The sequence below is a fragment of the Streptomyces zingiberis genome (assembly GCF_012034935.1).
In the GTDB taxonomy this organism is placed as follows: Bacteria; Actinomycetota; Actinomycetes; order Streptomycetales; family Streptomycetaceae; genus Streptomyces; species Streptomyces zingiberis.
The window spans coordinates 19,054-44,096 of record NZ_JAATEN010000007.1; the positions used below are offsets into that span (position 1 = coordinate 19,054).

A 25,043-nucleotide genomic window follows, 5' to 3' on the forward strand; every position below is an offset into this window, starting at 1 on the left:
GCCGGACCGGTCGCCCCGGCCCCGCCGGCCGGGGAACCACCGGTGCCCGGCGGAGCCGGACACGCCGCCCCGGCCGGTCCCGGGGCGGCGTGTTCCGGCCGCGGCGGCGCCTTCCCTCCCGGTCCCGCCCGGCCCCTGCACTTCTCGCCCGGTTCGGCTCCCCCCCGGGCCGGGCGCCGGCGGCCGCCGCGGACTCCGTCAGATCTGGAGGTTGTTCTCGATGCGCTTCAGGGAGTGGCGGGCCAGGGCGAGGTTGCCCCGGGACCGGTCGAGGGCCAGATAGAGGAAGAGACTCCCGCTGTTGGCACTCATCGGGCGGATGAGGTGGTACTGCTCGCCGAGGGTGATCAGGATGTCCTCGACCGTGTCGTCCATGCCGAGGCTGGCCAGCGTCCGGGCCTTGGCGCGCACCACCTCCGTGTTGCCGGCCGCGGCGACCTCCAGGTCCAGGCCCTTGCCGCCGCCGAGCTCGCCGAGCGACATGCCGCTCTCGTAGTCGACCACGGCGACGCCGATCGCTCCGTCGATCGCCATGGCTTCCTTGAGTGCGGTGTCGATGTCCATGCCCATGCCTGCCCTTCGCGCGGTACCCGTGCGCTGCTGGCACGGCGTCAGAAAATGTTGGCCAGAAGCGATCTGGCGTTTCGGAAATAAACTACTGTGCTTGCAATCAGCTTGTGAAGCGCCAGTGAAGGGACACCGGTGTCCGCTGTCGAAGAACCCCTGCTCGATCTGCTCGACATGCCGGGAGTCCGGGGCGTCGCCCTCGTCGACGCCGTCACGGGACTGACCTACGGCGAGGCCGGGGCCCGGGATCTGGACGCCGCGGAGTGCAGCGGACTGGCCACCCTCATCGGTGACCGGCTGCACGTCGCGGGCGCGCGCGGTGAGCTGGAGAGCGTCGTCGTCACGGGCGCCCGGCACCAGATCGTCCTGCGCGCACTGCCCCGGCAGGGGGATCCTCTGCTGCTCACCGCCACCCTCGACCGGGAGCAGGCCAACCTGGCCCTCGTTCTGCACCGGTTCGGCCTCTACGCCGACGGCGCGGCGCGATGAGCGCCCGTGGCGGCGGCCCCGGCGGCGGCCCCCGGAACGTCCCCGGTCTGCTGGAGGAGCTGCACCGGGAGCGGCATACCGGCACGGTGGTCCTCTCCGGGTCCCCCGGCGGCAGCGTCCATCTCCGCGAGGGCCTGATCGTCGCGGTGGAGACCCCGGGCGCACCCAGCGCAGAATCGATCCTGCTGAAGTCCGGCCGGGTGGACGCGGCCGGGTGGCGGTCCGCCTGTGCGGCCGGCGGTACGCACGACGGCGGTCTGGAGGCCGAACTCGGCGCGCGGGGCCTGCTCACCCCGCAGGAGTTCCGGATCGCCTGCACCGCTGCGCTGTTCGACGCCGCCCTCGCGCTGGCGCTCACCCCGCCGGGCGGCTGGGAGGTCACGGAGGCGGCCCCGTGCCCGGTGACGGGACCGTCCTTCACCCCCCGGCGGGTCACGGACGAAACCTCCCGGCGGCTGACCCTGCTGGCCGAGGTGTGGGGTCCGCCCGCGGAGTTCGCCCGGTCCCGCGTCCTCCCGGCGGCGGACGTCCCCGCGCGGGTCCCGCCCCGCTACGCCACGCTGCTGCGGGTCGTCAACGGCCGCCGCACCCCTCGCGACATCGCCTTCGCCCTGGGCCGTGGCACCTACGCGGTGATGCTCGACCTGGCCCGGATGGACCGGCTCGGACTGCTGCTCCGCGCCCAGGCCGCCACGGGCGAACGGCCGAGCACGGCACCGCGCCGGCCCGAACACGAGCCGGGCGCCGCACCATCCCCCACGGCGAGCCTCCCCCGGCGCACCCCGGGAACCCACCATCCGCACCGAACGGTCCCGGAGTGAGGTCGCGCCGCCGCCGAACGGCGAAGCGCCGCACTCTGGCCGTGGCCCGCTCGGTCCGGGCCGGGCGCCCGCCCCGGGGAGCGGAAGCCCGGACCGCCCCACCCGGGCCGCCCCTGATCACCCGTCGGCCCGGTGCCTCCTCCGGACTGCCCCGGCCGCCGGACGACCTCGCCGAACACCAGCCCGGCCTGCTCCTGCTGCGCCGTGTGCGCGCGGGGCTCCAAGGCCTGCCCTGAACCGGCCCATACCGACCGCCCACCAGCCACCGTGCCATGGAGCAAGGAGCACCGCATGTCCACCGTTCCCGGTCCCGAACCCCTCGTCGAGATCCTGACCTCCCTGCGGGAACGGGTCCTGGGGGTGACTGAGACGGTCGTCTCCACCGCCGACGGGCTGCTCGTCGCCGCCGACGCCGACACCGTCCAGCCCGAATCCGTCGCCGCGCTCTCCGCCGCGACGCACAGCATCGGCCGGCGCATGGCCCACGAGGTCGGCGGCGGTGAGCTGGGGGAGGTGACCGCCCGCAGCGCGGGCCGGCACGTCGTCGTCCAGGCCGTCGGCGAGCGCGCCCTGCTGACCGTCCTCGGCGACGACGGACTGGACCTGGCCGGCCTCCGGCGGGAGGTCCCCGCCGTCGTCGAGCAACTGGCCGAGATCCTCGCGGCGGACGCGCCCGTTGCCTGAAGCGGCACGGCGTCGCACCGCACGGGGCGGGCCGTACGGGGCGGGCCGTACCGGTCCGGCGGCTCCACCGGGCACCGTGGCCGGAGCCGCCGGGCCGGAGCCGCCGGCCCCCTCAGGCCGGGCGCGGGGCGCCGCCGCGCCCGGTGGCCCGCGCCGGGGCCGGGTCCCCGCCCGCCCGCTCCCGCTGCGGCGGCACCAGCGGCCAGGCGCGCTCCACATACGCCGCGGGGTCGGAGGTGCGGCGCAGATAGCGCTGGAAGGAGGCGGCCTGATCGGCCGCCGCGCGTATCTGGAGGTCGTGCAGGGCGGGTGGTTCCAGCGAGCCGACCGAGGTGTGGAGCCGGCCGATGCGGACGGCCACCCCGGCGGCGGCGAGGGCGTCCGCCCCGGCGTCGTGCGCACCCGCCAGCTCCACCTCGTAGTGCGCGCAGAGCGCCTGGAGGGTGCGCTTGCCCTTGCGGTAGCGGTCCACGTGTTTGTCGAGGACCAGCGGGTCGATCACCGGGCCCGGCGCCCCTCCCAGCCGGGCCGCGAGCGGGGCGACGCCGTGCCGCCGGCACTCCCGGTCCAGCAGGGAGAGGTCGTACCGGGCGTTCATCACGGCCAGCGGCCGCCCGGCGCGCAGGATGCCGGCGACGGCCGCCACGATCTCCGCGACCCCGGCCGCGGCGGGGAGGCCGTGACGCCGGGCGTGGCCGGTGGTGATGCCGTGGATCGCCGTGGCCTCCGCCGGGACCGGGACGCCCGGGTCGAGCAGCCAGCTCCGTACGGCGCCCGGCCCGCCGTCCGGCCTCAGCTCGGCGAGGGCCGCCGTGACGATGCGGTCGGACTCGATGTCCGTGCCCGTCGTCTCCAGGTCGAACCCCGTCAGCGCTTCGCGGTGCCACCCCATGACGGCTCTCCTCGTGTGTCGTGCCTCCCCCGATGTGCTCCACTTTCCCATCGCGCACTGACAACACCCGTCTGACGGACCGCCGAACGGAATGGCTGGTTCCGTACGGTGCGTCCCGGCGGGCGGTGGGGCGGTGCCGCCGGCAGGCGTCCGTCCGGAACCGGCACGGCGGCACGGTGGAACGGCGCCGCGGCGCCACAGCGGCCGGCCCGGGCCGTCAGGAGACGGGACGGGAGTCGGCCCAGGCGCTCTCGAACTCCTCACGGTAGGTGTCGAACAGCCCGTGCTCCCGCTCCGCCGGGTCGTGGCGCACCGTCTGCCGCCGCCCGCCGCGCAGCACGAACACGGGCGCCTCCATGCCCCGGGCCCGCCGCAGGTAGGGCTGGACGACGGCCAGCCCGTCGGGGCCGTCCCCGTTGACTAGGTAGGCGGTGAAGCGCGGCGTCTCGTCGAAGACGTTGATCTGGAACGCGCCGGTGTCCCGCAGCCGGGCCCGCACCCGCCGCATGTGCAGGATGTTCATCTCCACGGAACGGCTCAGCTCGCCCTTCTTCAGGCCGAGTTCCCGCTCGCGGCGGCGGACCGCGCTGCTGGCCGGGTTCATGAAGAGCAGCCGCGTACGGCAGCCGGCCTCGGCCAGCCGCACCAGCCTGCGCCCCGAGTAGTTCTGCACCAGCAGGTTGAGGCCGATGCCGATGGCGTCGAGCCGGCGGGCACCGCCGAAGAGGTCCTCGGCCGGGAGCTGCCGCTGGAGCCGTACCCGGTCCGGATGGACCCCGGCCACGTCCGCGTAGCGGTCACCGACCAGTTCCTCGACGGCGTCCACGGGCAGCCGGCCCGCCGACGGGGTCGCGGCGCCGCTGCCGAGGATGGCGAGCAGCCGGGCGGCGGCCCGCTCCGCCTGCGCCAGCACCGCCTGGGAGAGCGCGCGGTTGCGGGAGACGACATTGCGCGCCACCTCCAGCTCGTCCAGGGCGAGTTCGAGGTCGCGACGGTCGTCGAAGTACGGCTCGAAGCACGGCCAGTGCTGCACCGCCAGCTCACGGAGTTGCGGCAGCGTCAGAAAGCTGAGCACGTTGTCGTCGGCCGGGTCGAGCAGATAGCCCTTGCGCCGGCTGACCTCGCGGACGGCGACGGCGCGCTGCACCCACTCGTGCCCGGCGGGCCCGGCCGCGGCCACCACCCACTCGTCGCCGTGGACCGGCTCGTAGACGGGGCGCAGCACCGCCGCCACCACCGCGCGCAGACGCTGCTCCACCAGATTCAGCCATATGTAGGCGCGCCCGGCCCGGCGGGCGCGGGTGCGCACCTCGTCCCAGACCTCGGCGTCCCAGTCCAGCTCCGCCCCGATCTCCATCGGACGGGCCAGGGACACCGTGCCCGGCGGGACGTCGGCGCCGCCGGGGACGCCTGAGACGTCCACGGGGCCGCCGTCCTGACCACTGTCACCAGGTGGCAGCTCCAAACCGCCCGAGCTCACCTGCGCACCGCCTTCCGCCCCCGGGTCCTCGATCACCGGAGCCTACTGCGTGCGCGGGAGCCGGTGCACCCGGAAGCCCCCGCCGAGCCGTGAGGGAACGGTGGTGGTGGCCCGCGTCCGGGCCGTGGCGCGCCAACGCCGCGCCTGCCCAGGTGTTCTCGTTCCGCCCTGTAGAACAGCATGCGGGAGGGCGCGTGGAACCGGCCGGTCTCCGGGAAGACGTCCCAGGGGGCCCCGGTGACCCCCGGGGCCGGGAACCCGCAGAAGAAGGGAAGAGGCGAAGAGGGAAAGAGAAGAAGAGGGGAGAAACGTTAGGAGGAAGCTCCGCCCTTCCCGGGAGATCCGCCGAAAACGTTCCGGAGCGCCGCCGGTTGGGCGAGGATTCCTCTTCCCGCCCGGGGGGCGCCCCGCCCACGGAGCCCGGCGCAGGACCGGTTCAGGAGAAGAGTCGACATCATGCAGGTCTGGCCCGGACAGCCGTACCCCCTCGGCGCCACGTACGACGGAGCGGGGACCAATTTCGCGGTCTTCTCGGAAGCCGCCGAGCGCATCGAGCTGTGCCTGCTCCACGACGACGGCTCGGAGACGGCGGTCGAGCTCCGCGAGTCCGACGCCTTCGTGCGCCACGCCTACCTGCCCGGCGTCATGCCGGGCCAGCGGTACGGCTTCCGGGCGCACGGCCCGTACGAGCCGCGGCACGGGCACCGGTGCAACTCCGCCAAGCTGCTGCTGGACCCGTACGCCAAGGCGGTGAGCGGGGCGGTCGACTGGAACGAGTCCGTCTACGGCTACCACTTCGGCGAGCCGGACACCCGCAACGACCTGGACTCCGCCCCGCACACCATGGCGTCGGTCGTCATCAACCCCTACTTCGACTGGGGTGACGACCGGCCGCCCCGCACGGAGTACCACCACACCGTGCTCTACGAGGCCCACGTCAAGGGCCTGACGATGCTCCACCCCGCCCTCCCCGAGGAGCTGCGCGGCACCTACGCGGCCCTGGCCCACCCCGCCGTCATCGAGCATCTGACGGAGCTGGGAGTGACGGCACTGGAGCTGATGCCCGTACACCAGTTCGTCAACGACCACCGGCTGGTGGACGCCGGACTCGCCAACTACTGGGGTTACAACACCATCGGCTTCTTCGCCCCGCACAACGCCTACGCCTCCTGGGGCGACCGGGGCCAGCAGGTGCTGGAGTTCAAGTCGGCCGTGCGGGCGCTGCACGAGGCCGGCATCGAGGTCATCCTCGACGTGGTCTACAACCACACGGCCGAGGGAAACCACCTGGGCCCCACCCTCTCCTTCCGCGGCCTGGACAACGCCTCGTACTACCGGCTGACGGACGATCCGCGGTACTACATGGACACCACCGGCACCGGCAACTCCCTGCTGATGCGCAGCCCGCACGTCCTCCAGCTGATCATGGACTCGCTGCGGTACTGGGTGACGGAGATGCGGGTGGACGGCTTCCGCTTCGACCTCGCGGCCACCCTCGCCCGCCAGTTCCACGAGGTGGACCGGCTCTCCTCGTTCTTCGACCTGGTGCAGCAGGACCCCGTGGTGAGCCAGGTGAAGCTGATCGCCGAGCCGTGGGACGTGGGCGAGGGCGGCTACCAGGTCGGCAACTTCCCCCCGCTGTGGACCGAGTGGAACGGCAAGTACCGCGACACCGTGCGCGACCTGTGGCGGGGTGAGCCGCGCACCCTCGCCGAGTTCGCCTCCCGGCTCACCGGCTCCTCCGACCTCTACCAGAGCGACGGGCGGCGCCCCCTGGCCTCCGTCAACTTCGTCACCTGCCACGACGGCTTCACCCTGCGCGACCTGGTGTCGTACGACGCCAAGCACAACGAGGCCAACGGCGAGGACAACCGGGACGGCGAGTCGCACAACCGCTCCTGGAACTGCGGCGCCGAGGGGCCGACCGGCGACCCGGACGTCCTGGCGCTCCGCGCGCGCCAGCAGCGCAACTTCCTCGCCACCCTGATGCTCTCCCAGGGTGTCCCGATGCTCAGCCACGGCGACGAGTTCGGCCGCACCCAGCACGGCAACAACAACGCCTACTGCCAGGACGGCGAGCTGTCCTGGGTGCACTGGCCGGGTCTGGTGGGGCAGGGGGACGGCGGGGGCGGTGGGGACGCCGAGGGCCGTGCGGACGGCGACGGCGGTACCGGGGACGGCGGAGGGCCCGCGGCGGGGACCACCGACCCGGATCTGCTCGCCTTCACCCGGGCGATGGTCCGGCTCCGCCGCGACCACCCGGTGTTCCGGCGTCGCCGCTTCTTCCACGGCAGGCCGGTGGAGGGCACCCACGACGATCTCTCCGACATCGCCTGGTTCACCCCCGAGGGTGAGGAGATGACCCAGCGCGACTGGCAGGCGGCGCACGCCAGGTCCCTCACCGTCTTCCTCAACGGCGGCGCCATCTCCGAACCGGGCCCGCGCGGTGAGCCGGTCCGGGACGACTCCTTCCTGCTGCTGTTCAACGCCGGGGACACGGCCATCGACTTCACCGTGCCGGTCAACCACGGACGGCAGTGGGAGGTCGTCGTGGACACGGCCGTGCCCCGGGCCCTGGATCCGGGCACCGGGCGCAAGGTCCGGGCGGGGGACAAGCTGTCCCTCGTCGACCGCAGCCTGACGGTGCTCCGGCGCCCCGCGTGAGACGCGCCGGGCCCGGTCCCGCGCGTGGTGGCCCGGATGCGCCGTCCGGCGGGCGCCGGGGGCGCTCCGGTGGGTAGACCGTTCCCATGACCTCCGTGCCGCACCCGCTCCCGGCGGGCCGTCCCGCCGCGGCGGCGCCCTCCGCCGACCGGTCCGCCGCTGTGCCCGACCCCGTGTCCGGCCCCGGATCCGGCGCCCGGTCCGCCACGGTCCCGACCTCGACCTACCGGCTGCAACTCCAGCCCGGCTTCACCTTCGCCGCGGCCGAGGCGGCCGTCCCGTATCTCGCCTCGCTCGGCGTCTCCCACCTGCACCTCTCCCCCGTCCTGGAGGCCGTGCCGGGATCGGCCCACGGCTACGACGTGGTGGACCACTCCGCCGTACGGGCCGAGCTGGGCGGCGAGGCGGGGCTGCGGCGGCTGTCGGCCACCGCGCGGGCGCACGGCCTGGGGCTGGTCGTCGACATCGTGCCGAATCACATGGCGGTACCGGTGCCGGAACGCCTCAACCGGGCGCTGTGGGAGGTGCTGCGGGACGGGCCCTCCTCGCCGTACGCGCGCTGGTTCGACATCGACTGGGCGGCCGGGGCGGCGGGCACCCCCGGGGCGGGCCGGGGGCGGATCCTGCTGCCCGTGCTCGGCGGACGGCTGGGGGCGGAACTGCGCCACTTCCGCCTCGTCCGGAACGGCGGGCACGACGAGCGGGGTGAGCACGGCGCGCGGGGCCGCCGGGGCGAACGGGGTGACCACGGCGGACGCGACCGGTACGTCCTGCGCTACTTCGACCACGAGTTCCCCGTCCGCCCGGGCACGGAGCGCCTGCCGCTGCCCGAACTGGTGGACGCCCAGTGGTACCGGCCCGCCTGGTGGCGGCTGGCCCGCACCGAGCTGAACTACCGGCGCTTCTTCACCGTCTCGGAGCTGATCGGGGTACGCGTGCAGGACCCGGAGGTCTTCGCGGCCACCCACGGGACGATCCTGCGCCTGGTGCGCGAGGGCGTCGTGGACGGGCTCCGGGTCGACCACCCGGACGGGCTGGCGGATCCGGAGGGATATCTGCGGCGGCTGCGGGAGGCCACCGGTGGCCGCTGGACGGTGGTGGAGAAGATCCTCACCGGTGCGGAGGAGCTGCCCCCGAGCTGGCCGGTGGCCGGCACCACCGGTTACGACGCGCTGCGCCACGCCGACGGCCTGTTCACCGACCCGGCGGGCGCCCGCGAACTGGCCGCCCTCCACCGGGACGCGACCGGGCTCCCCGCCGAACGGGGCGGCGCGTGGGAGGCCACGGCTGCGTGCGCCGCACGGGAGGTGGTGACCCACGATCTGGCCGCCGAGGTGGCGGCGCTGACCCGGACCGCGGGCCGGATCTGCGAGCGGGACCCGGAGCTGCGCGACCACGCCCCCTGGGCGCTGCGCACCGCGATCCGCGAACTGCTGCTGCGGGTCCCGGTCTACCGCCCCTACACCGCGCCCGGGAAGGCCGTGCCCGAGGGTGACGCGGCGATGCTCGCCGGGGCGGCCCGCGCCGCGCGGACGGCGTTCACGGTGGCGCCCGGGGCCCCCAGGGGCACAGCCGGGCCCGTGCAGGGAACGGTGGAGGAGGCCGCCACGGTGGACCTGGTGCGGGACCTGGCGCTGGGGACCGCGGGCGGCTCCCGCGACCACCGGGAGTTCTGCGCGCGCTTCGCCCAGACCTCGTCCGCGCTGCGTGCCAAGGCCGTGGAGGACCGCGCCTTCTACCGCTACACGCCCCTGCTCTCGGCCACGGAGGTCGGCGGCGAGCCCGGGGAGCCCGGGGTGTCCCCGGCCGCGTTCCACACCTACTGCGCGCGGATCCAGCGGGACCGGCCGGAGACCGGCACCGTGCTCTCCACCCACGACACCAAGCGCAGCGCCGACGTACGCGCCCGGATCGCGGTGCTGTCCGAGGCGCCGCTGGAGTGGGCGGAGCTGGTGGAACTGCTGACCAAGGAGACGGCGCGGTCCACCGGGACCGCTCCCCCGGACGCCCATGTGGCCTGGACGGCCTGGCAGACCGCGTTCGGCTTCGGCTACGGCCTGGCGGGGCCGCTGCCGGCGGACCGGCTCGTCCCCGCCGTGCTCAAGGCCGTCCGCGAGGCGGCCCTGCGCACGACCTGGACGGAGCAGGACACGGCGTACGAGGAGGCGGTGCGGGCGTTCACCGAGGCGGGGCCCTGCGGCCCCCCGCATCCCGCGGCCGTGGCCTTCGCCCGCGCGCTGGGCGCGCACGTCCGCGCGAACATCCTCGGCGCGGCACTGGTGCACCTGACGATGCCGGGCGTCCCCGACGTCTACCAGTCCACCGAACGGGAGTACCGCGCGCTGGTCGACCCGGACAACCGCGCGCCCTTCCGGCCGGCCGCGGCGGAGCTGGCCGGGCTCGACGAGGGCCGGCCGCCGAGCGGCCTGCCGGAGGAGAAGCTGCGGCTGACGGCGGCCGCGCTCCGGCTGCGCCGGGAGCACCCGGACTGGTTCGGCCGGGACGGCGGGTACGCGGCCCTGCCGGCCGAGGGCGCGGCGGCGGGGCACTGCCTCGCCTTCGCCCGCGCCGGCCGGGCCGTCACCGTCACCACCCGGCTCCCCCGGCTGCTGGAACGCTCCGGCGGCTGGCGGGACACCCGCCTGCCGCTGCCCCCGGGGCGGTGGCGCAACCGGCTCACGGCCGCGGAGGTGCGGGACGCCCCTCCGCTCCGGGAGGTGCTGGGCGGGTGGCCGGTGGCTCTGCTGACCCGGGCCTGACGGGATTCCCGGGGTGGGAGCCACGCGCGCCGGGCGGGGACGGCGGGAGGGGCCGGTGCGGCGGGGCGGCCGTGGACGGTGGGGCGCCCGTGGGTGATGAGGTGCCCGTGGGCGGCGGCGTATCCGTGGGCGGCGTGACCTCCGGGAGCGGGGCGGAAGCGGGCGGCTCCCCGGAAGCCGCCGCCTCCGCAGCCTCCGCAGCCCCCGCTGCCGTCGCTGCCGCCCGGGACGGCGCGGCCCGGGGAGACCGGGCGGGTGACGGCGCGGAGCGGGCCGGGGGCGCGGCCGCCGGGCCGGCGGGGGACGTCTCGGGGCCGGGCACCCCGCACTCCGCCACGAGCTCCGCGAAGAGGGCCGCGGCGCCCGCCAGTTCGACCCGGGAGAACACGGTCACCGCCCGCCGCCAGTGCGGTTCGAGCCGGACCAGCGCGCATCCGCCGGTCGTGACGGCGTGGGTGGGCGCCACCGCGATCCCGGCGCCGGCGGCGGCCATGCGCACGGCCGCCGAGGTGTGCCGGGTACGGACCGCGGTGCGGGGTGTGAACCCCTCCTCCGCGCAGGCCCGGTCGATGAACGGGACCCCGTCGACCACCGGTTCCATACCGCAGCGGACCCAGCGGCGGCCGGCCAGCTCGGCGATCCGGACGGTGCCCCGCTCCGCCAGCGGGTCGTCGGGCGGCACCACCAGGGCCAGCTCCTCGTGGCCCACGGGAAGCACGGGACCGCGCCACCCGGCGGGCCGGTGGCCCACCGCCAGATCGGCGACGCCCCGCTCCAGCTGCTCGCGGAGCTCGTCCTCGCCCGCGTACTCGTGGAGCACCAGCGTCACCGAGCCGTGCTCCCGGCCCCAGCGGGCGAAGACCTCCGGCAGCACCCCGACCGCCAGCGGATGGACCGTCGCCACATGGAGCTCACCCCCCTCCGCGCCGGCCGCCGCGCGCGCCGCCCGCCGGGCCTGCCCGGCACTGCGCACGGCCCGCTCGGCGTGCGGCAGGAAGGCCCGGCCCATCGGCGTCAGCCGCACCCCGCGCGGCAGCCGTTCCAGCAGCGGGCCCCCGGTCTCCCGCTCCAGCGCCTTGATCTGGTGGGAAAGGGCGGACTGCGTGACGTGCAGCCGCTCGGCCGCGCGGGTGAAGGAATCCTCCTCGGCGACGGTGACGAAGTACTCCATCTGCCGCAGGCTGCCCATCGTTCCCCCCTGTGCCGTGAGCTTCGCCCCGGTCAACTCCCGCGGTGGGCATCGAGTTCCGGGTGCGCCGCCGCCGGCCGGCCGCACGGCCCGGCGGAAACAATGAAAAACAGTCATGATCCATATGAATTCCTTACCTTGGACTCATGGACCTCGAAAGGCGGACGCTTGGCCCATGCCAGAGAACACTTTCGAGACCGGGCCCGAAGCCCGGCCCGCGACCCGGCCCGGCGGCCCCGGCGCCACGCACGAGATCACGCACAGGAGCGCGTCCGGGAGCCCGTCCGGCCCATACGGGAGCGCACGCGGACCGGCCGGGGCGGCCGCGGCGTCAGGTGGGTATGGGGGGCACGGGGCGTCCGGACCCGCGCATGAGTCCGCGCCCGAGGGCCTGTCCGAGGGCGTTTCCGGGAAGGAGCATCCGGACACGGACGCGGACACCGAGACCGACGTGGTCGTGATCGGCGGCGGGCCCGGCGGCTACTGCGCGGCCCTGCGCGCGGCGGCCCTCGGTCTCGGCGTTCTCCTCGCCGAACACGACCCGCTCGGTACCGGGCCCCTCCACCGGGGCCGTCTCCCGGGCCGCACCCTGCTGCACACGGCCGAGCTGCTCGACGACATGGCCGAGGCGCGCCGCCGGTGGGGGGAACCCCCCGCCCTGGGGTCGCTCGACTGGCAGTCGCTGGCCCTCACCCGGGACGATCTCGCCGCCCGCGCCCACCACCACATCACGGGACAACTGGCCCGCGCCGGGGTGCGGGTGGCGCGGGGCCCCGCCACACTCACCGGACCGCGCACGGTCCGGGTGGGCGTCACGGAGTACCGGGCCCGCCGGGGCGTCGTGCTGGCGACCGGCTCGCGTCCGCGCACGCTGCCCGGGCTGCCGCCGGACGGGCGGCGGATCGTCACGGGGGACGACGCCTTGTTCGTACCGGCCGCCCCGGGGTCGGTGCTGGTGCTGGGCGGTGGCCGGACGGGAGTCGAGTACGCGTCCTTCCACCGCTCGCTGGGCGCTGACGTCCTGCTGGTGGAGGCGGCGGAGCGGCTGCTGCCCGGCGAGGACGCCGACCTCGGTCGCGCCCTGGAGCACGGGCTCCGTGAGCGCGGCATCGCCGTGCTGACCGGTGCCCGGCTGGAGCGCGCCGTTCCGCTCGACGACGGGGTGCGAACGGTGGTGCTCCCGGCCCGCTGCCGGCCCCTGGAGCGCCGGGTCGCCCGTCTGCTCGTCGCCGTGGGCCGGATCCCGGTGACCGACGGGCTGGGGCTCGCGGCCGCGGGGCTGGCCACCGACGCGCGGGGGCACCTGCCGCTCGCGGACCCGGCGCGGCTGGAGACGGCGGTGCCCGGCATCCACGCCGTGGGGGACCTGCTGCCCCCGCCCTCCCCGGACCTGCCGCACGCGGCCTTCGCCGAGGGGGTGTTCGTCGCCGAGACCCTGGCAGGGCTCACCCCGCCGCCGCTGGATTACGCGGCTCTCCCGCGGATCACCTACGCCGGTCCGCAGGCGGCCTCGGTCGGCCTGACGGAGCGCCAGGCCCGGGAGCGGTACGCAGAGGTGGAGGTGTGCACGGCCCCGCTGACGGCCGGGGGCACGGCGGGGGCGGCCGGCCCGTCCGGCCTGATGAAGGTCATAACGGGGCGTTCGGGGCGGGTGCTGGGGGTCCACCTGGTGGGGCCGAGGATCTCGGAGATTCTGGGAGAGGGACGGCTCGGGGCCCGCCACGAGACCGGACCCAGGGGACCGGACCGGCGAATACCGTCCCGGTCCCCCCTCGGGCAGGTGGTCGGCGAGGCTTTCCTCTCCCTGGCCGGGCGGGGGCTGCACCGGCGCTCGGCGCGGGGCGGCGTCCGGCCGCGGGCATCAGCGCGCGGTGAGGCGGAAGGAGAGCCGCCCGAAGCTCACCTGATCACCCGGGTGCACCACGGCCGTGTCCGTCACCCGGCGCCCGTTGACACAGGTGCCGTTGGCGGAGCCGAGGTCGCGCAGGATCCAGACCCCGGCCCGTGAAACGAGTTCGGCGTGGAAGCGGGAGACGGTCTGGTCGCCGAGGCGCAGGCCGTTGGAGGGCTCCCGCCCGATGCTCAGCGGATGCGGACCAGGCTCGGGAAGCAGCAGCGGCGGCAGCCGCTCGGTCTGCCAGGCCCGGCGCAGCCGCAGCCCGAAGGAGGAGACGGCCGCGACCGAACCGAACAGGAACCGGGAGAACCTGCCCTCGTTCGGCAGGTCGGCGGTCAGGGCACGCAGTTCGTCCGGCCCCCGGGCGGCGAGGGCCAGCTCCATCCGCCGCAGGAAGGTGTCCTGGGACAACCGCCCCTCCGCCGCGCCCTCCCGGAGCCGGCTGATGGCGCGGTCCCGGTCCGCGTCCGACACCCGGGCAGGTCCCCGCGGGAGATGGTCCGGGCCGGGCTGGAGCTCATGGGACGGCGTCACAAGGGTGATTGTCCGATCAGCGGCCCACACGTGTCCAGTGCGAGCAATCACGGCGGGTGGCGGGCGGGCGGTGCTCCGCAGGACCGCACGAAGGGTGCGAGGGGCGCGGCCGACGGGGCGGCGACACGGTGGGGAGGTGGCGCGGTGACGCCGCCCGACGGAAGCGAGGCGGGGAAGGAGAAGCAGGACCGGCGGAACACGGAACCGCCGGGAGCCACGTCCATGGCCCAAGCCGCGGACGGTGCGCGGACTGCGGAAGCCGCGGAAGCTGCGGAAGCTGTGGAAGCCGCGGAAGCTGTGAGAACCGAGGGGAAGGAGAGGCCGTGGACTTCGAAGTGTGGGCGCCGGCGGCGGGAGCCGTCGCGCTGCACGTGGGAGAGGCCGAGGGGCCGGTGGTCGCCATGGAACGCGACCCCGTCCGCCCGGGCTGGTGGCGGGCCGAGGCCCCGGCGGCGGACGGCACCCGCTACGGATTCGCCCTCGACGGCGGCCCGGTGCGCCCCGATCCCCGGGCGCGGCGCCTGCCGGACGGGCCGGGCGCGATGGGCGCGGTCGTGGACCACTCCCTTTTCCGCTGGGACCGGCCCTGGTACGGACGGCCGTTGCCCGGTGCCGTGCTGTACGAACTGCACATCGGGACCTTCACCCCGGAAGGCACCTTCGACGCGGCGGCCCGCAAGCTGGCGCACCTGGCGGAACTGGGCGTCACCCACGTCGAGCTGATGCCGGTCTGCTCCTTCCCCGGTACCCACGGCTGGGGTTACGACGGCGTGGCGCCCTGGGCGGTGCACGAGCCGTACGGCGGTCCACCGGGGCTGAAGCGGTTCGTCGACGCGGCGCACGGGCACGGGCTGGGGGTCGTCCTGGACGTGGTGCACAACCACCTCGGCCCCTCGGGCAACCACCTCCCCGAGTTCGGCCCCTACTTCACCGAGCGCCACCACACACCGTGGGGGGCGGCGGTGAACCTCGACGCCCCGGGCTCCGACGAGGTCCGTGCCTACTTCCTCGGCAGCGCCCTGGCCTGGCTGCGCGACTACCGGATCGACGGTCTCCGGCTCGACGCGGTGCACGCCCTGCGCGACGACCGGGCCCGCCACTTCCTCGCGGAACTCTCGGAGGCCGTGGACGCGCTGGCGGCGCAGACCGGACGGCCGCTGTTCCTGGTCGCCGAGTCGGATCTCAACGACCCGCGCACCACCGGCCCCCGCCCGGGGGGCCACGGGATCCACGCCCAGTGGAACGACGACTTCCACCACGCCCTGCACACCGCGCTCACGGGCGAGAGCCAGGGCTACTACGCGGACTTCGCCCGGGACCCGCTGGCGGCCCTGGCGAAGACCCTCTCCGGGGGCTTCTTCCACGACGGCTGCTGGTCCGGGTTCCGCGAGCGCACCCACGGGGCCGGGCTCGACCCGCGCGCCACCCCGGCGTACCGGCTGCTGGCCTACGCCCAGACCCATGACCAGGTGGGCAACCGGGCCCTGGGGGACCGCAGGGCCGCCGGCCTCTCCCCCGGTCTGCTGGCCTGCTCCGCCGCGCTGGTGCTGATGTCCCCGTTCACACCGATGCTGTTCATGGGCGAGGAGTGGGGCGCGCGTACACCCTGGGGGTACTTCACCGACCACCCGGACCCGGAGCTGGCGGAGGCCGTACGGCGGGGCAGACGGCGGGAGTTCGCCTCCCACGGCTGGGCCGAGGAGGAGATCCCCGACCCGCAGTCCCCGGCGACCCGCGACCGCAGTGTGCTCGACTGGGACGAGCCGGGCCACGCCGTCCACGCCCGGCTGCTCTCCTGGCACCGGGAGCTGATCGCACTGCGCCGGTCCCGCCCGGAGCCGTCCGGCCCGGACCTCTCGACCGTTCGCGTCACCTACGACCGTGAGGCGCGCTGGCTCTGCCTCACCCGTGGTGCCCTGCGGACCGTGGTCAACCTCTCCTCCGACGGTGCGGCCCGGATCCCGGCCGCGGCCCCGCACGCGGAGGTGCTGGCCGCCTGGCACCCCTGCGACCCGCCGGGGGCGGACGGCGCGGTGCGGCTGCCTCCGGAGTCCGTGGCGGTCCTGGCGGTGCCCCCGGCGGGCCGAGCCGTGCGCCATCGGCCGGCGGATGCCGGGAGCGGCGCGCCGCCGGACCGGCGGCCCCTCGGGGGAACCGCGCCATGACGGGGCGGGCACACCGGCGCCGCCCCCGCGGACGGGCGGAGTCCGCGCCGGCGGACACGGCGGCCCCGGCCCTCGCCCTCCTGGCGCGGGCCCGTCCGGGAAGGCGCGTCAGCCCCGCACGGTCAGCTCTCGTCGGCGGGGGCCAGCCGCAGGGAGATGGAGTTGATGCAGTACCGCTGGTCGGTCGGGGTCGGGTAGCCCTCACCGGAGAAGACGTGGCCGAGGTGCGAGCCGCAGCGGGCACAGCGCACCTCGGTGCGGACCATGCCGTGCGAGCGGTCCTCCACCAGTTCGACCGCGTCGGAGTCCTTCGGGTCGAAGAAGCTCGGCCAGCCGCAGTGCGACGCGAACTTGGTGCCGGAGCGGAAGAGCTCGGCGCCGCAGGCCCGGCAGGAGTAGACGCCCTCGGTCGTGGTGTCGGTGTACTCCCCGGTGTGGGCGGGCTCGGTGCCGGCCTGGCGGAGTACGGCGTACTCGGCCGGGGACAGCTCCGCGCGCCACTGCTCGTCGGTCTTCTCGATCTCGTACGGCATCTGCGGGGTCCTCTCCTCGTGCCTGTGTTCCGTACCGGCGGCCGGGCGCCGGGGCTCGCGGGGCCGCCCGGCACCCGTGGCGCCGGTGCGCGCCACCGCGTGGTGCCGACGTTCCCCGCCGGCGGCGGGCGGTGCCCGCCGGACCGGTCCGTCCGTGGGACGGTGCCCGGCCGGAGCGGGCTCAGTCCGCGAGCCGGGCCAGGATCCTCGGCCCCAGCTCGGTGACGTCACCGGCCCCCATGGTGAGAACCAGATCACCGGGCCGGGCCATTCCCGCGATCAGCTCCGGCACGGCCTCCATGGAGTGCTCGGCGCGCGCGTCGGCCCCCTTGGCGATGGCCGCGTCGATGATCAGATCGCTGGTGACCCCGGGCACCGGGTCCTCGCGGGCCGGGTAGATGTCGAGCACGACGGAGGAGTCGGCGAGGGTGAGCGCCTCGCCCATCTCGATGCCCAGTTCCTGGGTACGGCTGAAGAGGTGCGGCTGGAAGACGACGAGGACCCGGCCGTCACCGGCGCTGCCGCGGATGGCCTCCAGGTCGGCGGCGATCTCGGTGGGGTGGTGCGCGTAGGAGTCGATGACCTGGACGCCCGCGGCGGTCCCCTGGAGCTGGAGGCGGCGCTTGACGCCGGTGTAGCTGCCGAGGGCCGCGGCGAGTTCGTCCGGGGCGAGTCCGAGGGCGGCGCCGGCGGCGAGCGCGGCGACGGCGTTGCCCGCGTAGTGGCGGCCGGGCACCGAGACGGTGAAGGTCAGCGCCCGCCCGTCCAGCAGCACGGTGACATCGCTGGTCAGCCCCCGGGGGTTGATGTTGACGATGCGGATGTCGGCGTCCTCGGCCTCCCCGTAGGTGACGATCCGCAGATTCTGGCCGGGCCGTGGAGCGTCGGCCACGCGGCTGCGCAGCTCACGCGCGCCGGGCTGGTCGGCGGAGATCACCAGCGTGCCGCCGGGCCGGATGCATCCGGCGAACACCTGGAAGGACTCGTAGATCTCCTCCAGGGACGCGTAGTTGGCGTGGTGGTCCAGCTCCACGTTGAGGACGATCGCCACCTCGGGGTCGTAGCTGTGGAAGCTGCGGTCGCTCTCGTCCGCCTCGGCGACGAAGATCTCCCCGGTGCCGTGCAGGGCGTTGGACCCGGGCAGGTCCAGGTCCCCGCCGATGGCGTAGGAGGGCTCCAGGCCGAGGGAGCCGAAGGCGACGGCGAGCATCGAGGTGGTGGTGGTTTTGCCGTGGGTACCGGCCACGGCCACCGGGCGGAGCCCCTCCATGAGGCCGGCGAGGGCGTCGGAGCGGTGGATCACCGGGAGGCCGCGCCCGGCGGCCTCGGCCAGCTCGGGATTGTCGGGCCGGATGGCGCTGGAGACGACCACGCAGCTCGCGTCGTCCGCGAGGTGCCCGGCGGCGTGCCCGATGTGCACGGTGACTCCGAGCGCGCGCAGTGCGCCGGCCGTGGCGGAGTCCCGTGCGTCGCTGCCCGCCACCCGTGCCCCGCGCATGGCGAGGATCTTCGCGATCCCCGACATTCCCGCGCCGCCGATGCCGATGAAGTGCGGGCGGTCCATGGCGGACGGGACAGCGGATGCCATGCGCGTTTCTCCTGGTCTCCTGGGTCGCCGCGGGCCCCGACGGGCCCGGTGTGCGTAAGCGGCCTCAGCCTATGCGGTGTGGGCGTACAGCTTGAGCACCGGGACACCCACCTTGTGCCGGGCGCGGGAGGACCAGTCGCGGTGGAAGAACTCCTCGACCAGGCGGGGCGCGGTGAGCACCAGGACCTCGTCGGCGCCCGTCTGCTCGACGACGCCTCTCAGCAGGTCGAGCGGATGTTCCTCGACGATCTGCCCGACCGCCTCGGCGCCGGCCGCGCGCAGCGCCTCCAGGGAGTCGGCCAGGGCGCGCTCCGCCGGGTCACGGGCCTCGCCCCCCTCCGGTTCGGCGGTCTCCCGCGCCGCGCGGCCCAGCTCGCCGAGCGCGACGTCGTCCAGGGCCCGGAGCAGCCGGTCCTGGTCGCCGTGCGGCTGCATCAGGACGACGAAGGCGACGGGTTCCGCGCCGTGGAGCGTGGTGACGAGCTCCACGTCGGCGGGCACCAGTGGCTTCTCGATCATGAGTACGGAGGTGAACACGGGGCGCCCTTCTTCCTCGCGGGCCCGAGGCCCTAAAGAAACCATCCTGCCCCGTGCGTGTTCACACGGGGTGCGTACACACGGGTCCGGCCTGCGGGACCGAGCGGAACGATAACCCCCGGTGGTGGATCGGCCACCGCCACCCGGCGTCCCGGGCGAGCCCCCAGGCCCCTCCCCCTCCCCGTGACCCGCCGGTCGCCATTCATCCCCGTGCGTCCGGCCCGTCTCCCCGCACCCGCCGGTAGCGGGTGAAGAGATATCCGTCCTCCTCCAGGACCGACGCCAGAGCGAATCGTTCCGGCACGGCCATCGCGGGGCCCGCCGTGATCCGGGGCGCGGCCCCCGCGGTGACCACGGGGGCCACCGTCAGGCACAGCTCGTCCAGCACCCCGGCCGCGGCGAACCCGCCGAGCAGCCGCGGGCCCCCCTCGGTGAGCTGGCGGGCCATCCCCCGCCCGGCGAGCGCCCGCACGGCCGCCGCCGGGTCCACGCCCTCGCCCGGCCCCGCCGTCACCACGTCCGCGCCCGCCTCCCGCGCGCGCCGGACCCGCTCGGGGTGGCGGGCGGCGGCGGCCTCCCCGGTGAGGACGAGGGTGGGGACCGCCGGTGCGGTGAAGAGCGGCAGCGTCCAGTCCAGCTCCAGTCCCGTGCTGACCACCGCTATCGCCGGTGCGGGCGGCTGCCCCAGCGCCGCCCGGCGCTCCGCGAACGCCTCCCGGGCCCGGGCCGGGCGGTATCCCTCGGCCCGGGCCGTCTCCGCCCCGACGATCACGACATCGGCCAGGGCCCGCAGCACCCCGAAGATCCGCATGTCCGCGGTGGAGGACAGCGGCTGGGAGCGGCCGCCGTGGTGCGCCGCCCCGTCGAGCGAGGCGACCATGTTGCCCCGCAGCCACGCCCCGCCACCTGTCCCGCCGGGAGAGCCGCCGGGGGATCCGCCGGGGGATTCGCCGGGATAGGCGTAGGCCTCGGCGAGTTCGTCCAGGCCCCAGGTACGCCCGGCGTGCGGGGGCCGTGGCTCGCGCGGTTCGTGCGGTCCGTGCAGGTCAGCCGCGTCGGACTCGGCCGTCGGGGGGAACAGGCGTCGCATGCCGGGCAGTCTTTCACGCCCGCCGAGGGGTGTTCCGGGGCGCGCGAGGCACCGCCGGCGACGGCGGAAGCTCCGCCCCGGGCCCGCCTCCGCGCGGGGCGCCCGCGCCGCGGTGCGCGCGGGACCGCGCTGCGGCAGGACGGGGGCCCTGCCCGGACGGGCGTGCGGTTACGCTGGTGTGTCGTGCATCCTTCCGCCGCATCCAGCCCGACCACCGCCGGCCCGGACACCCCGCCCGCCGCGCTCGCCCCGCCGACCGAGCCGACCGGGCACGCCGGGCAGACCGGGCAGGCGCCGCTGTCGCTCTGCTCCCGTGAGCCCCGGGTGCCCGCGGAGCGCCTGGTCGCGGAGATGGTGCCGCCCCCGCGGTTCGCCGGCGCGCGGTTCGACACCTACCTGCCGGACCCGGCGCAGCCCAGCCAGGCCGAGGCCGTCGAGGTGCTGAGCGGCTTCGCCGCCGGGCTCGGCCCGGGCCCGGAGCCGGAGGGCGGGCTCCGCCGCTGGTTCGGCCGCGGCCGGAAACCCGCCGCTCCCGCCGGTCCCCGCGGTGTGTACCTGGACGGCGGTTACGGCGTCGGCAAGACCCATCTGCTCGCCTCGCTCTGGCACGCCACGCCCGCCGAGCCGGAGCGGAAGGCGTTCGGGACCTTCGTGGAGCTGACGAACCTCGTCGGCGCCCTCGGCTTCCAGGAGACGGTGCGGACGCTCGGCGGCCACCGCCTGCTGTGCATCGACGAGTTCGAGCTGGACGATCCCGGGGACACGGTGCTCGTCTCCACCCTGCTGGGCAAGCTGGTCGAGGCGGGCGTCGGGCTCGCCGCGACCTCCAACACCCTGCCCGGCAGGCTCGGTGAGGGCCGGTTCGCCGCCCAGGACTTCCTCCGCGAGATCCAGGGCCTCTCCGCCCACTTCCGCCCGCTGCGGATCGACGGCGAGGACTACCGCCACCGGGGTCTGCCGCAGGCGCCTCCGCCGGCCACGGACGAGGAGGTGGAGCGGGCCGCGCACGCCACCGGCGGCGCCTCGCTGGACACCTTCCCCGCCCTGCTCGGCCATCTCTCCCGGGTCCACCCGAGCCGCTACGGCGCTCTCACCGACGGGGTGCGCGCGGTCTGCCTGACCGGGGTGCACCCCGTGCCGGACCAGTCCACGGCGCTGCGCCTGGTCGTCCTGGCCGACCGGCTGTACGACCGCGAGGTGCCGGTGCTGGCCTCGGGCGTCCCCTTCGACCAGCTCTTCGGCGAGGACATGCTGAAGGGTGGTTACCGCAAGAAGTACTTCCGCGCCATCTCCCGGCTGACGGCGCTGGCCCGGGACGCCCGGCGGCTGACGGACCCGGCGGACGGGAACGGGGCGGACGGGGACCGGGCGGGCAGGGACCGGGCGCGGCCGGAGGACTGAGCCCGGCCACCGGTGGCCGGCCGGCTCCGGGCACCGCCGCGGGACGCCCGGGGCCCGGCTCCGGCGCACCGGGGGCTCCGCGTCGGCGGCCGGGACAGAGCCACGGCGGGGGGCGGGGCCCCGTCCGCGGACCCGGCCCCGGCCCCGGCCGTCAGGGCTCGCGGGCCTCCCCGCCATTCCCGGCCCTTCCCCGCCATTCCCCGCCGCTCCCGGCCGCTCCCGGCCACGGAGTCCGGCGCCGCACCCGCCACCCCGCCGCCGTTCCTGCCCGCCTCCCGTGGCCCCGTGCACCCGTCCGGGCGCCGTCGCCGCCGCCGTCCCGGGACGGCCCGGGGCGGCAGGGGCACAGGTCCTGGTACCGGTGCCCGCAGAATCGTCACGGCGTGGCCGGTTTCCGAACAGTCGGTTGCGTGCTACACACGGCCGGGTCAATTCCTGTCCGCCAGCAGGGAGGAACCCGATGTCCGCGACACGCCGTCAAGTCCTCGCCGGTTCAGGGGCCGTAGGCGCCGCCATCGCCTTCACCGGAACCGTCTCGGAACTGTTCGCCGGCACTGCCGACGCCCACGGTCCCGGCCCCGGCCGGGACGGCTACGGCCCGCTCGTCCCCGACCCGGAGGGCCTGCTCGACCTCCCCCGCGGGTTCCGCTACACCGTCCTCTCGCGCGAGGGCGAACCGATGCGTTCCGGCGAGGGTCCCGTCCCCAGCAACCACGACGGCATGGCTGCTTTTCCTGGTTCCCCCGGCTCCCCCGGCTCCCCCGGACCGGGCCCCGGCCGGGACGGCGTCCGCCTCGTCCGCAACCACGAGAACCGGCTGGACGACAAGATCCGCGTACCGGCCGTGCCGGGCCTCACCTACGACCCCGTCGCGCTCGGCGGCTGCACCACCCTGGTGGTCGACGGCCGGGGACGCGTCCGCGACGAGCACGTCGCCATCGCCGGCACCTCCACCAACTGCGCCGGCGGCACCACCCCCTGGCACACCTGGCTCACCTGTGAGGAGACGGAGTTCCGCGCGGGCGAGGAGGGCTACGAGAAGGACCACGGCTTCATCTTCGAGGTCGACCCCTACGACCCGCGCCGCACCGGCGCCGTCCCGCTCACGGCCATGGGCCGGTTCCAGCACGAGGCCATCGCGATCGACCCGCGCACCGGCACCGTCTACGAGACGGAGGACGCCTTCGAAGAACCGTTCGGCCTCTTCTACCGCTTCCACCCGGAGAAACCCCTCGGCGGCCGCGGCTCCCTCCGGGCGGGCGGCACCCTGGAGGCCATGCGCGTGCCGGGGGTGCCGGACCTCTCCGTCGTCCAGGAACCGGGCACCGAGTTCGACGGGATCACCTGGGTACCCGTGCCAGACCCCCTGGCCCGGGAGACGGCGATCCGCTTCCAGGACTTCGGCAAGGGCGGGATCACCCACGCCCAGAAACTGGAGGGCTGCTACTGGGGCGGCCGCTGTGTCTACTTCGTCTCCAGCTACGCCAAGCGCGACGAGGGCTCGGCGGCCGACCACTACGGGCAGGTCTGGCGTTACGACCCGGCGCGGCGCCGGCTGACGCTGGTGATCGCCTTCGGCCCGGACACGGACCTCGAGAAGCCCGGCGAGGAACCCGACAACATCGCGCTCGCCCCCGGCGGCGGACTGATGGTCTGCGAGGACGGCGAGGGCGCCCAGCACGTCTTCGGGCTGAGCCGGCGCGGCACGGTGTACCCGGTGGCCCGGAACCGCCAGCTCATCGAATCCGACGACGGCCCGGGGTTCGGCGAGTTCGCCGGCGTCACCTTCTCCCCGGACGGCCGCACGATGTACGTCAACTGCTACGAGCCGGGGACGACCTTCGCCGTCACCGGCCCCTGGCGCGGCTGACCGGCGAGCCGCCGCACCACCGGGGAGCCGCCGCGCGCCACGCGGCGGCTCCCCTCCGGCGCCGGCCTCCGGAAGCGGGCAGGCACACCCCCGGGGTACCCGCCCTCCGGACCGGTACCGGAACGCCGGTCCCCCGCCGGTGCCTCCGGCCGGGGACGGGCAGGCACCGGCCCCGGTCCGGTCGCCGTGCCCGGGCCCGTACCGCTGCCCGGGCCGCCGCCTGCGCTCACGTGCCCGAACCTCCCCTCCGGACCGTTCCGGCGCCCCGCCCGGGGCCGGCAGCCGGGGCCGGACGCACCCGTCCCCGGCCGCCGCGCCGAACCGCTGCCGCTGCCGCTGCTCCGAACCCACGCCCGTGCTCCGCTGCCCCGCCGGTGGCGGCTCGGTCCGGGGCCTGGCCGGGTCCGGTGGGCGGCGCTGGCAGACTGGCCCGATGACCACCCCAGACGCCCACGGCCGCCCCGCCGCCGGGCCCGGCCCGGGCACCACCGGCGGTCCGGGGACGGCCTCCGTCCCCCGGACCGCCGCCGGCACCGGCCCGGTACCCGGCGCCGCTCCCGGGCCCCGTGACGAGACCGGCCCGGGCACCGGCGCCTTCCGCCCCGGCGCCGCCGACCGGGACGCCGCACCCCAGTTCGTCCTCCCCCTGGTGGTCCGGATCGAGAAGGCCGCCCCACCGTCCCGCACCGACGCGCTGGAGGCCGCGGCCCGCGCGGTGCCGACCCTGCTCTCCGACGAACGCGCGGCCCATCCGGACGGCGTCTGGTATCCGGCCGTGCGCGCCTGGCAGGACGCGCGCATCCGCAAGGTGGTGCGCCGGGCGCGCGGCGCCGAGTGGCGGCGCGCGGAGGCCCTGCCGGGCATCACCGTCACCGGCGGTGCGGCCGAGGTCCGGGTGTATCCGCCGGTACCGCTCGACGGCTGGCCGAAAGAACTGGCCCGACTCCAGGTCTCGGGCACCGATCTGGACGACCCGGAGCCACCACCCGCCCCCGCGGCGGGGCTTCCCGTGCTCTGGCTGAACCCCGGGATCCGCATGTCCGCGGGCAAGGCGATGGCCCAGGCCGGGCACGGGGCCCAGCTCGCCTGGCTGGGCCTGACCCCGGCGGGGCGGGCCGCCTGGCGCGCGGAGGGCTTCCCGCTCGCGGTCCGCTCCGCCGCCCCCGGCGACTGGTCCGGACTCACCGGCGCCGGGCTCCCCGTCGTGCGGGACGCCGGTTTCACGGAGATCGCGCCGGGGACCTGCACGGTGGTCGCGGACCACCCGGCGCTCCGCGACCGCTGACGGCGCCCGGGGGCGGTCCCGGCCGTCGTGCCCCGGCACCGGGCCGGCCGCCGGCCGCCGCCGGCAGACACCGGCCCGGGCCGGGGAGGCGCGCGGAGATCCTCCGCGCCGGCCCTCCGCGACGTCCCGTGATCCCGGCAGGAGGCCCCCACGCCGTCTCGCCCACCCGTCCGGCCGCCTGTCCGCGTCCACCCGTCCCTCCGCGCGGCCGTCCCTCCGCGCGGCTGTCCACCCGTCCACCCGTGCGGCCTCGGCGGTCCGCCCCACCGGACCCACCGCCACCGCCCCGGCCACGGGCGACCGGTCCGCGAGCCGACGGCGGCCGGCGCGGGCGGCCGCCCGGAGAGACCGGCGTGACGCCGGAGGACACCTCTTGCCCGTCGCGGCGGACCGCCGTCCCCGCTCCGGCGGAAAGACGGACGGCCGCGATTTGAACACCCCTCCCGGCGCCCGCGTATCTCCCCCTGACGCCGCCGGCCCCGGGGACCTCCCCTCCGACGGCGGGCACCACCTGGCCCGTCCACCACAGTCAGCGCCGGGCCGGTGCGGCACCCCGGTCGGCGGACCGGTGGTCCGGACCGGCCTCCACGAGTGCGCC

17 protein-coding genes and 2 pseudogenes are annotated in these 25,043 nt (G+C 75.8%); 10 read left to right on the top strand and 9 right to left on the bottom strand.

Annotation, left to right across the window (positions count from 1 at the left end; translation table 11 throughout):
- Positions 1 to 198 precede the first annotated feature (198 nt).
- Entirely contained in the window at positions 199 to 564 is a 366-nt protein-coding gene (locus HCK00_RS10970; protein ID WP_168101662.1) for a hypothetical protein, read from the bottom strand.
- 138 nt (positions 565 to 702) lie between these two features.
- Here HCK00_RS10970 and HCK00_RS10975 point away from each other — a divergent pair, with 138 nt between their 5' ends.
- From HCK00_RS10975 to HCK00_RS10985, 3 genes are all read left to right on the top strand, one after another.
- Positions 703 to 1,056: a roadblock/LC7 domain-containing protein gene (locus HCK00_RS10975; protein WP_311765260.1), complete on the top strand. Its 354-nt coding sequence runs from the start codon at positions 703 to 705 to the stop codon at positions 1,054 to 1,056.
- Positions 1,053 to 1,877: a hypothetical protein gene (locus HCK00_RS10980; protein WP_168101663.1), complete on the top strand. Its 825-nt coding sequence runs from the start codon at positions 1,053 to 1,055 to the stop codon at positions 1,875 to 1,877. Before HCK00_RS10975 ends, HCK00_RS10980 begins: the two co-directional genes overlap by 4 nt.
- A gap of 291 nt (positions 1,878 to 2,168) precedes the next feature.
- Positions 2,169 to 2,561 (top strand): roadblock/LC7 domain-containing protein, encoded by a 393-nt coding sequence (locus HCK00_RS10985; RefSeq protein ID WP_168101664.1) that lies wholly within the window; start codon positions 2,169 to 2,171, stop codon positions 2,559 to 2,561.
- Positions 2,562 to 2,673: 112 nt separating this feature from the next.
- On the opposite strand, the gene HCK00_RS10990 is transcribed toward HCK00_RS10985, so the two are convergent.
- Complete coding sequence (locus tag HCK00_RS10990; protein ID WP_168101665.1) at positions 2,674 to 3,453, bottom strand: exonuclease domain-containing protein; 780 nt, start codon at positions 3,451 to 3,453, stop codon at positions 2,674 to 2,676.
- 217 nt (positions 3,454 to 3,670) lie between these two features.
- The gene (locus tag HCK00_RS10995) at positions 3,671 to 4,933 is read right to left on the bottom strand and encodes a DUF5919 domain-containing protein (protein WP_168101666.1); all 1,263 of its coding nucleotides are present in this window, start codon (positions 4,931 to 4,933) and stop codon (positions 3,671 to 3,673) included.
- Positions 4,934 to 5,389: 456 nt separating this feature from the next.
- Between HCK00_RS10995 and glgX the strand changes: the two genes are divergently transcribed.
- Both glgX and treY read left to right on the top strand, forming a co-directional pair.
- Positions 5,390 to 7,597, top strand: coding sequence for a glycogen debranching protein GlgX (gene glgX, locus HCK00_RS11000; RefSeq protein WP_168101667.1), 2,208 nt, complete (start codon positions 5,390 to 5,392; stop codon positions 7,595 to 7,597).
- 86 nt (positions 7,598 to 7,683) lie between these two features.
- Positions 7,684 to 10,356, top strand: coding sequence for a malto-oligosyltrehalose synthase (gene treY / locus HCK00_RS11005; protein ID WP_168101668.1), 2,673 nt, complete (start codon positions 7,684 to 7,686; stop codon positions 10,354 to 10,356).
- 304 nt (positions 10,357 to 10,660) lie between these two features.
- Here the strand turns inward: treY and HCK00_RS11010 are convergent.
- Positions 10,661 to 11,527, bottom strand: a pseudogene (locus HCK00_RS11010) (LysR family transcriptional regulator); the annotation flags it as partial.
- Positions 11,528 to 11,996: 469 nt separating this feature from the next.
- Between HCK00_RS11010 and HCK00_RS11015 the strand changes: the two are divergent.
- Positions 11,997 to 13,379: pseudogene (locus tag HCK00_RS11015) on the top strand (FAD-dependent oxidoreductase); the annotation flags it as partial.
- 27 nt (positions 13,380 to 13,406) lie between these two features.
- On the opposite strand, the gene HCK00_RS11020 reads toward HCK00_RS11015, so the two are convergent.
- Positions 13,407 to 13,976, bottom strand: a complete 570-nt coding sequence (locus HCK00_RS11020; RefSeq protein WP_168101669.1) for a DUF1707 and FHA domain-containing protein — start codon at positions 13,974 to 13,976, stop codon at positions 13,407 to 13,409.
- Between the two features lie 323 nt (positions 13,977 to 14,299).
- Here HCK00_RS11020 and treZ point away from each other — a divergent pair, with 323 nt between their 5' ends.
- A complete protein-coding gene (gene treZ / locus HCK00_RS11025; RefSeq protein WP_168101670.1) occupies positions 14,300 to 16,141 on the top strand; it encodes a malto-oligosyltrehalose trehalohydrolase in 1,842 nt (613 codons plus the stop codon).
- A gap of 122 nt (positions 16,142 to 16,263) precedes the next feature.
- Here the strand turns inward: treZ and msrB are convergent, their stop codons facing one another.
- The 4 genes from msrB to HCK00_RS11045 all read right to left on the bottom strand — a co-directional run bounded on the left by msrB (position 16,264) and on the right by HCK00_RS11045 (position 19,889).
- Positions 16,264 to 16,674: a peptide-methionine (R)-S-oxide reductase MsrB gene (gene msrB / locus HCK00_RS11030; RefSeq protein ID WP_168101671.1), complete on the bottom strand. Its 411-nt coding sequence runs from the start codon at positions 16,672 to 16,674 to the stop codon at positions 16,264 to 16,266.
- 181 nt (positions 16,675 to 16,855) lie between these two features.
- Positions 16,856 to 18,262: a UDP-N-acetylmuramate--L-alanine ligase gene (murC, locus tag HCK00_RS11035; protein ID WP_168101672.1), complete on the bottom strand. Its 1,407-nt coding sequence runs from the start codon at positions 18,260 to 18,262 to the stop codon at positions 16,856 to 16,858.
- 69 nt (positions 18,263 to 18,331) lie between these two features.
- A complete protein-coding gene (locus tag HCK00_RS11040; protein WP_168101673.1) occupies positions 18,332 to 18,799 on the bottom strand; it encodes an indole-3-glycerol phosphate synthase in 468 nt (155 codons plus the stop codon).
- A gap of 202 nt (positions 18,800 to 19,001) precedes the next feature.
- Positions 19,002 to 19,889 carry a pyrimidine reductase family protein gene (locus tag HCK00_RS11045; protein WP_168101674.1) on the bottom strand — a complete coding sequence of 296 codons (888 nt, stop codon included), beginning with the start codon at positions 19,887 to 19,889 and terminating at the stop codon, positions 19,002 to 19,004.
- A 297-nt stretch (positions 19,890 to 20,186) separates the two neighbouring features.
- Here HCK00_RS11045 and zapE point away from each other — a divergent pair, with 297 nt between their 5' ends.
- The 3 genes from zapE (at position 20,187) to HCK00_RS11060 (ending at position 24,445) form a co-directional block, all read left to right on the top strand.
- Complete coding sequence (gene zapE / locus HCK00_RS11050; protein ID WP_240965486.1) at positions 20,187 to 21,290, top strand: cell division protein ZapE; 1,104 nt, start codon at positions 20,187 to 20,189, stop codon at positions 21,288 to 21,290.
- A 460-nt stretch (positions 21,291 to 21,750) separates the two neighbouring features.
- Positions 21,751 to 23,160, top strand: coding sequence for an alkaline phosphatase PhoX (locus tag HCK00_RS11055; protein WP_168101675.1), 1,410 nt, complete (start codon positions 21,751 to 21,753; stop codon positions 23,158 to 23,160).
- A gap of 433 nt (positions 23,161 to 23,593) precedes the next feature.
- A complete protein-coding gene (locus HCK00_RS11060; RefSeq protein WP_240965477.1) occupies positions 23,594 to 24,445 on the top strand; it encodes an aminoacyl-tRNA hydrolase in 852 nt (283 codons plus the stop codon).
- The last annotated feature ends 598 nt before the right edge of the window (positions 24,446 to 25,043 follow it).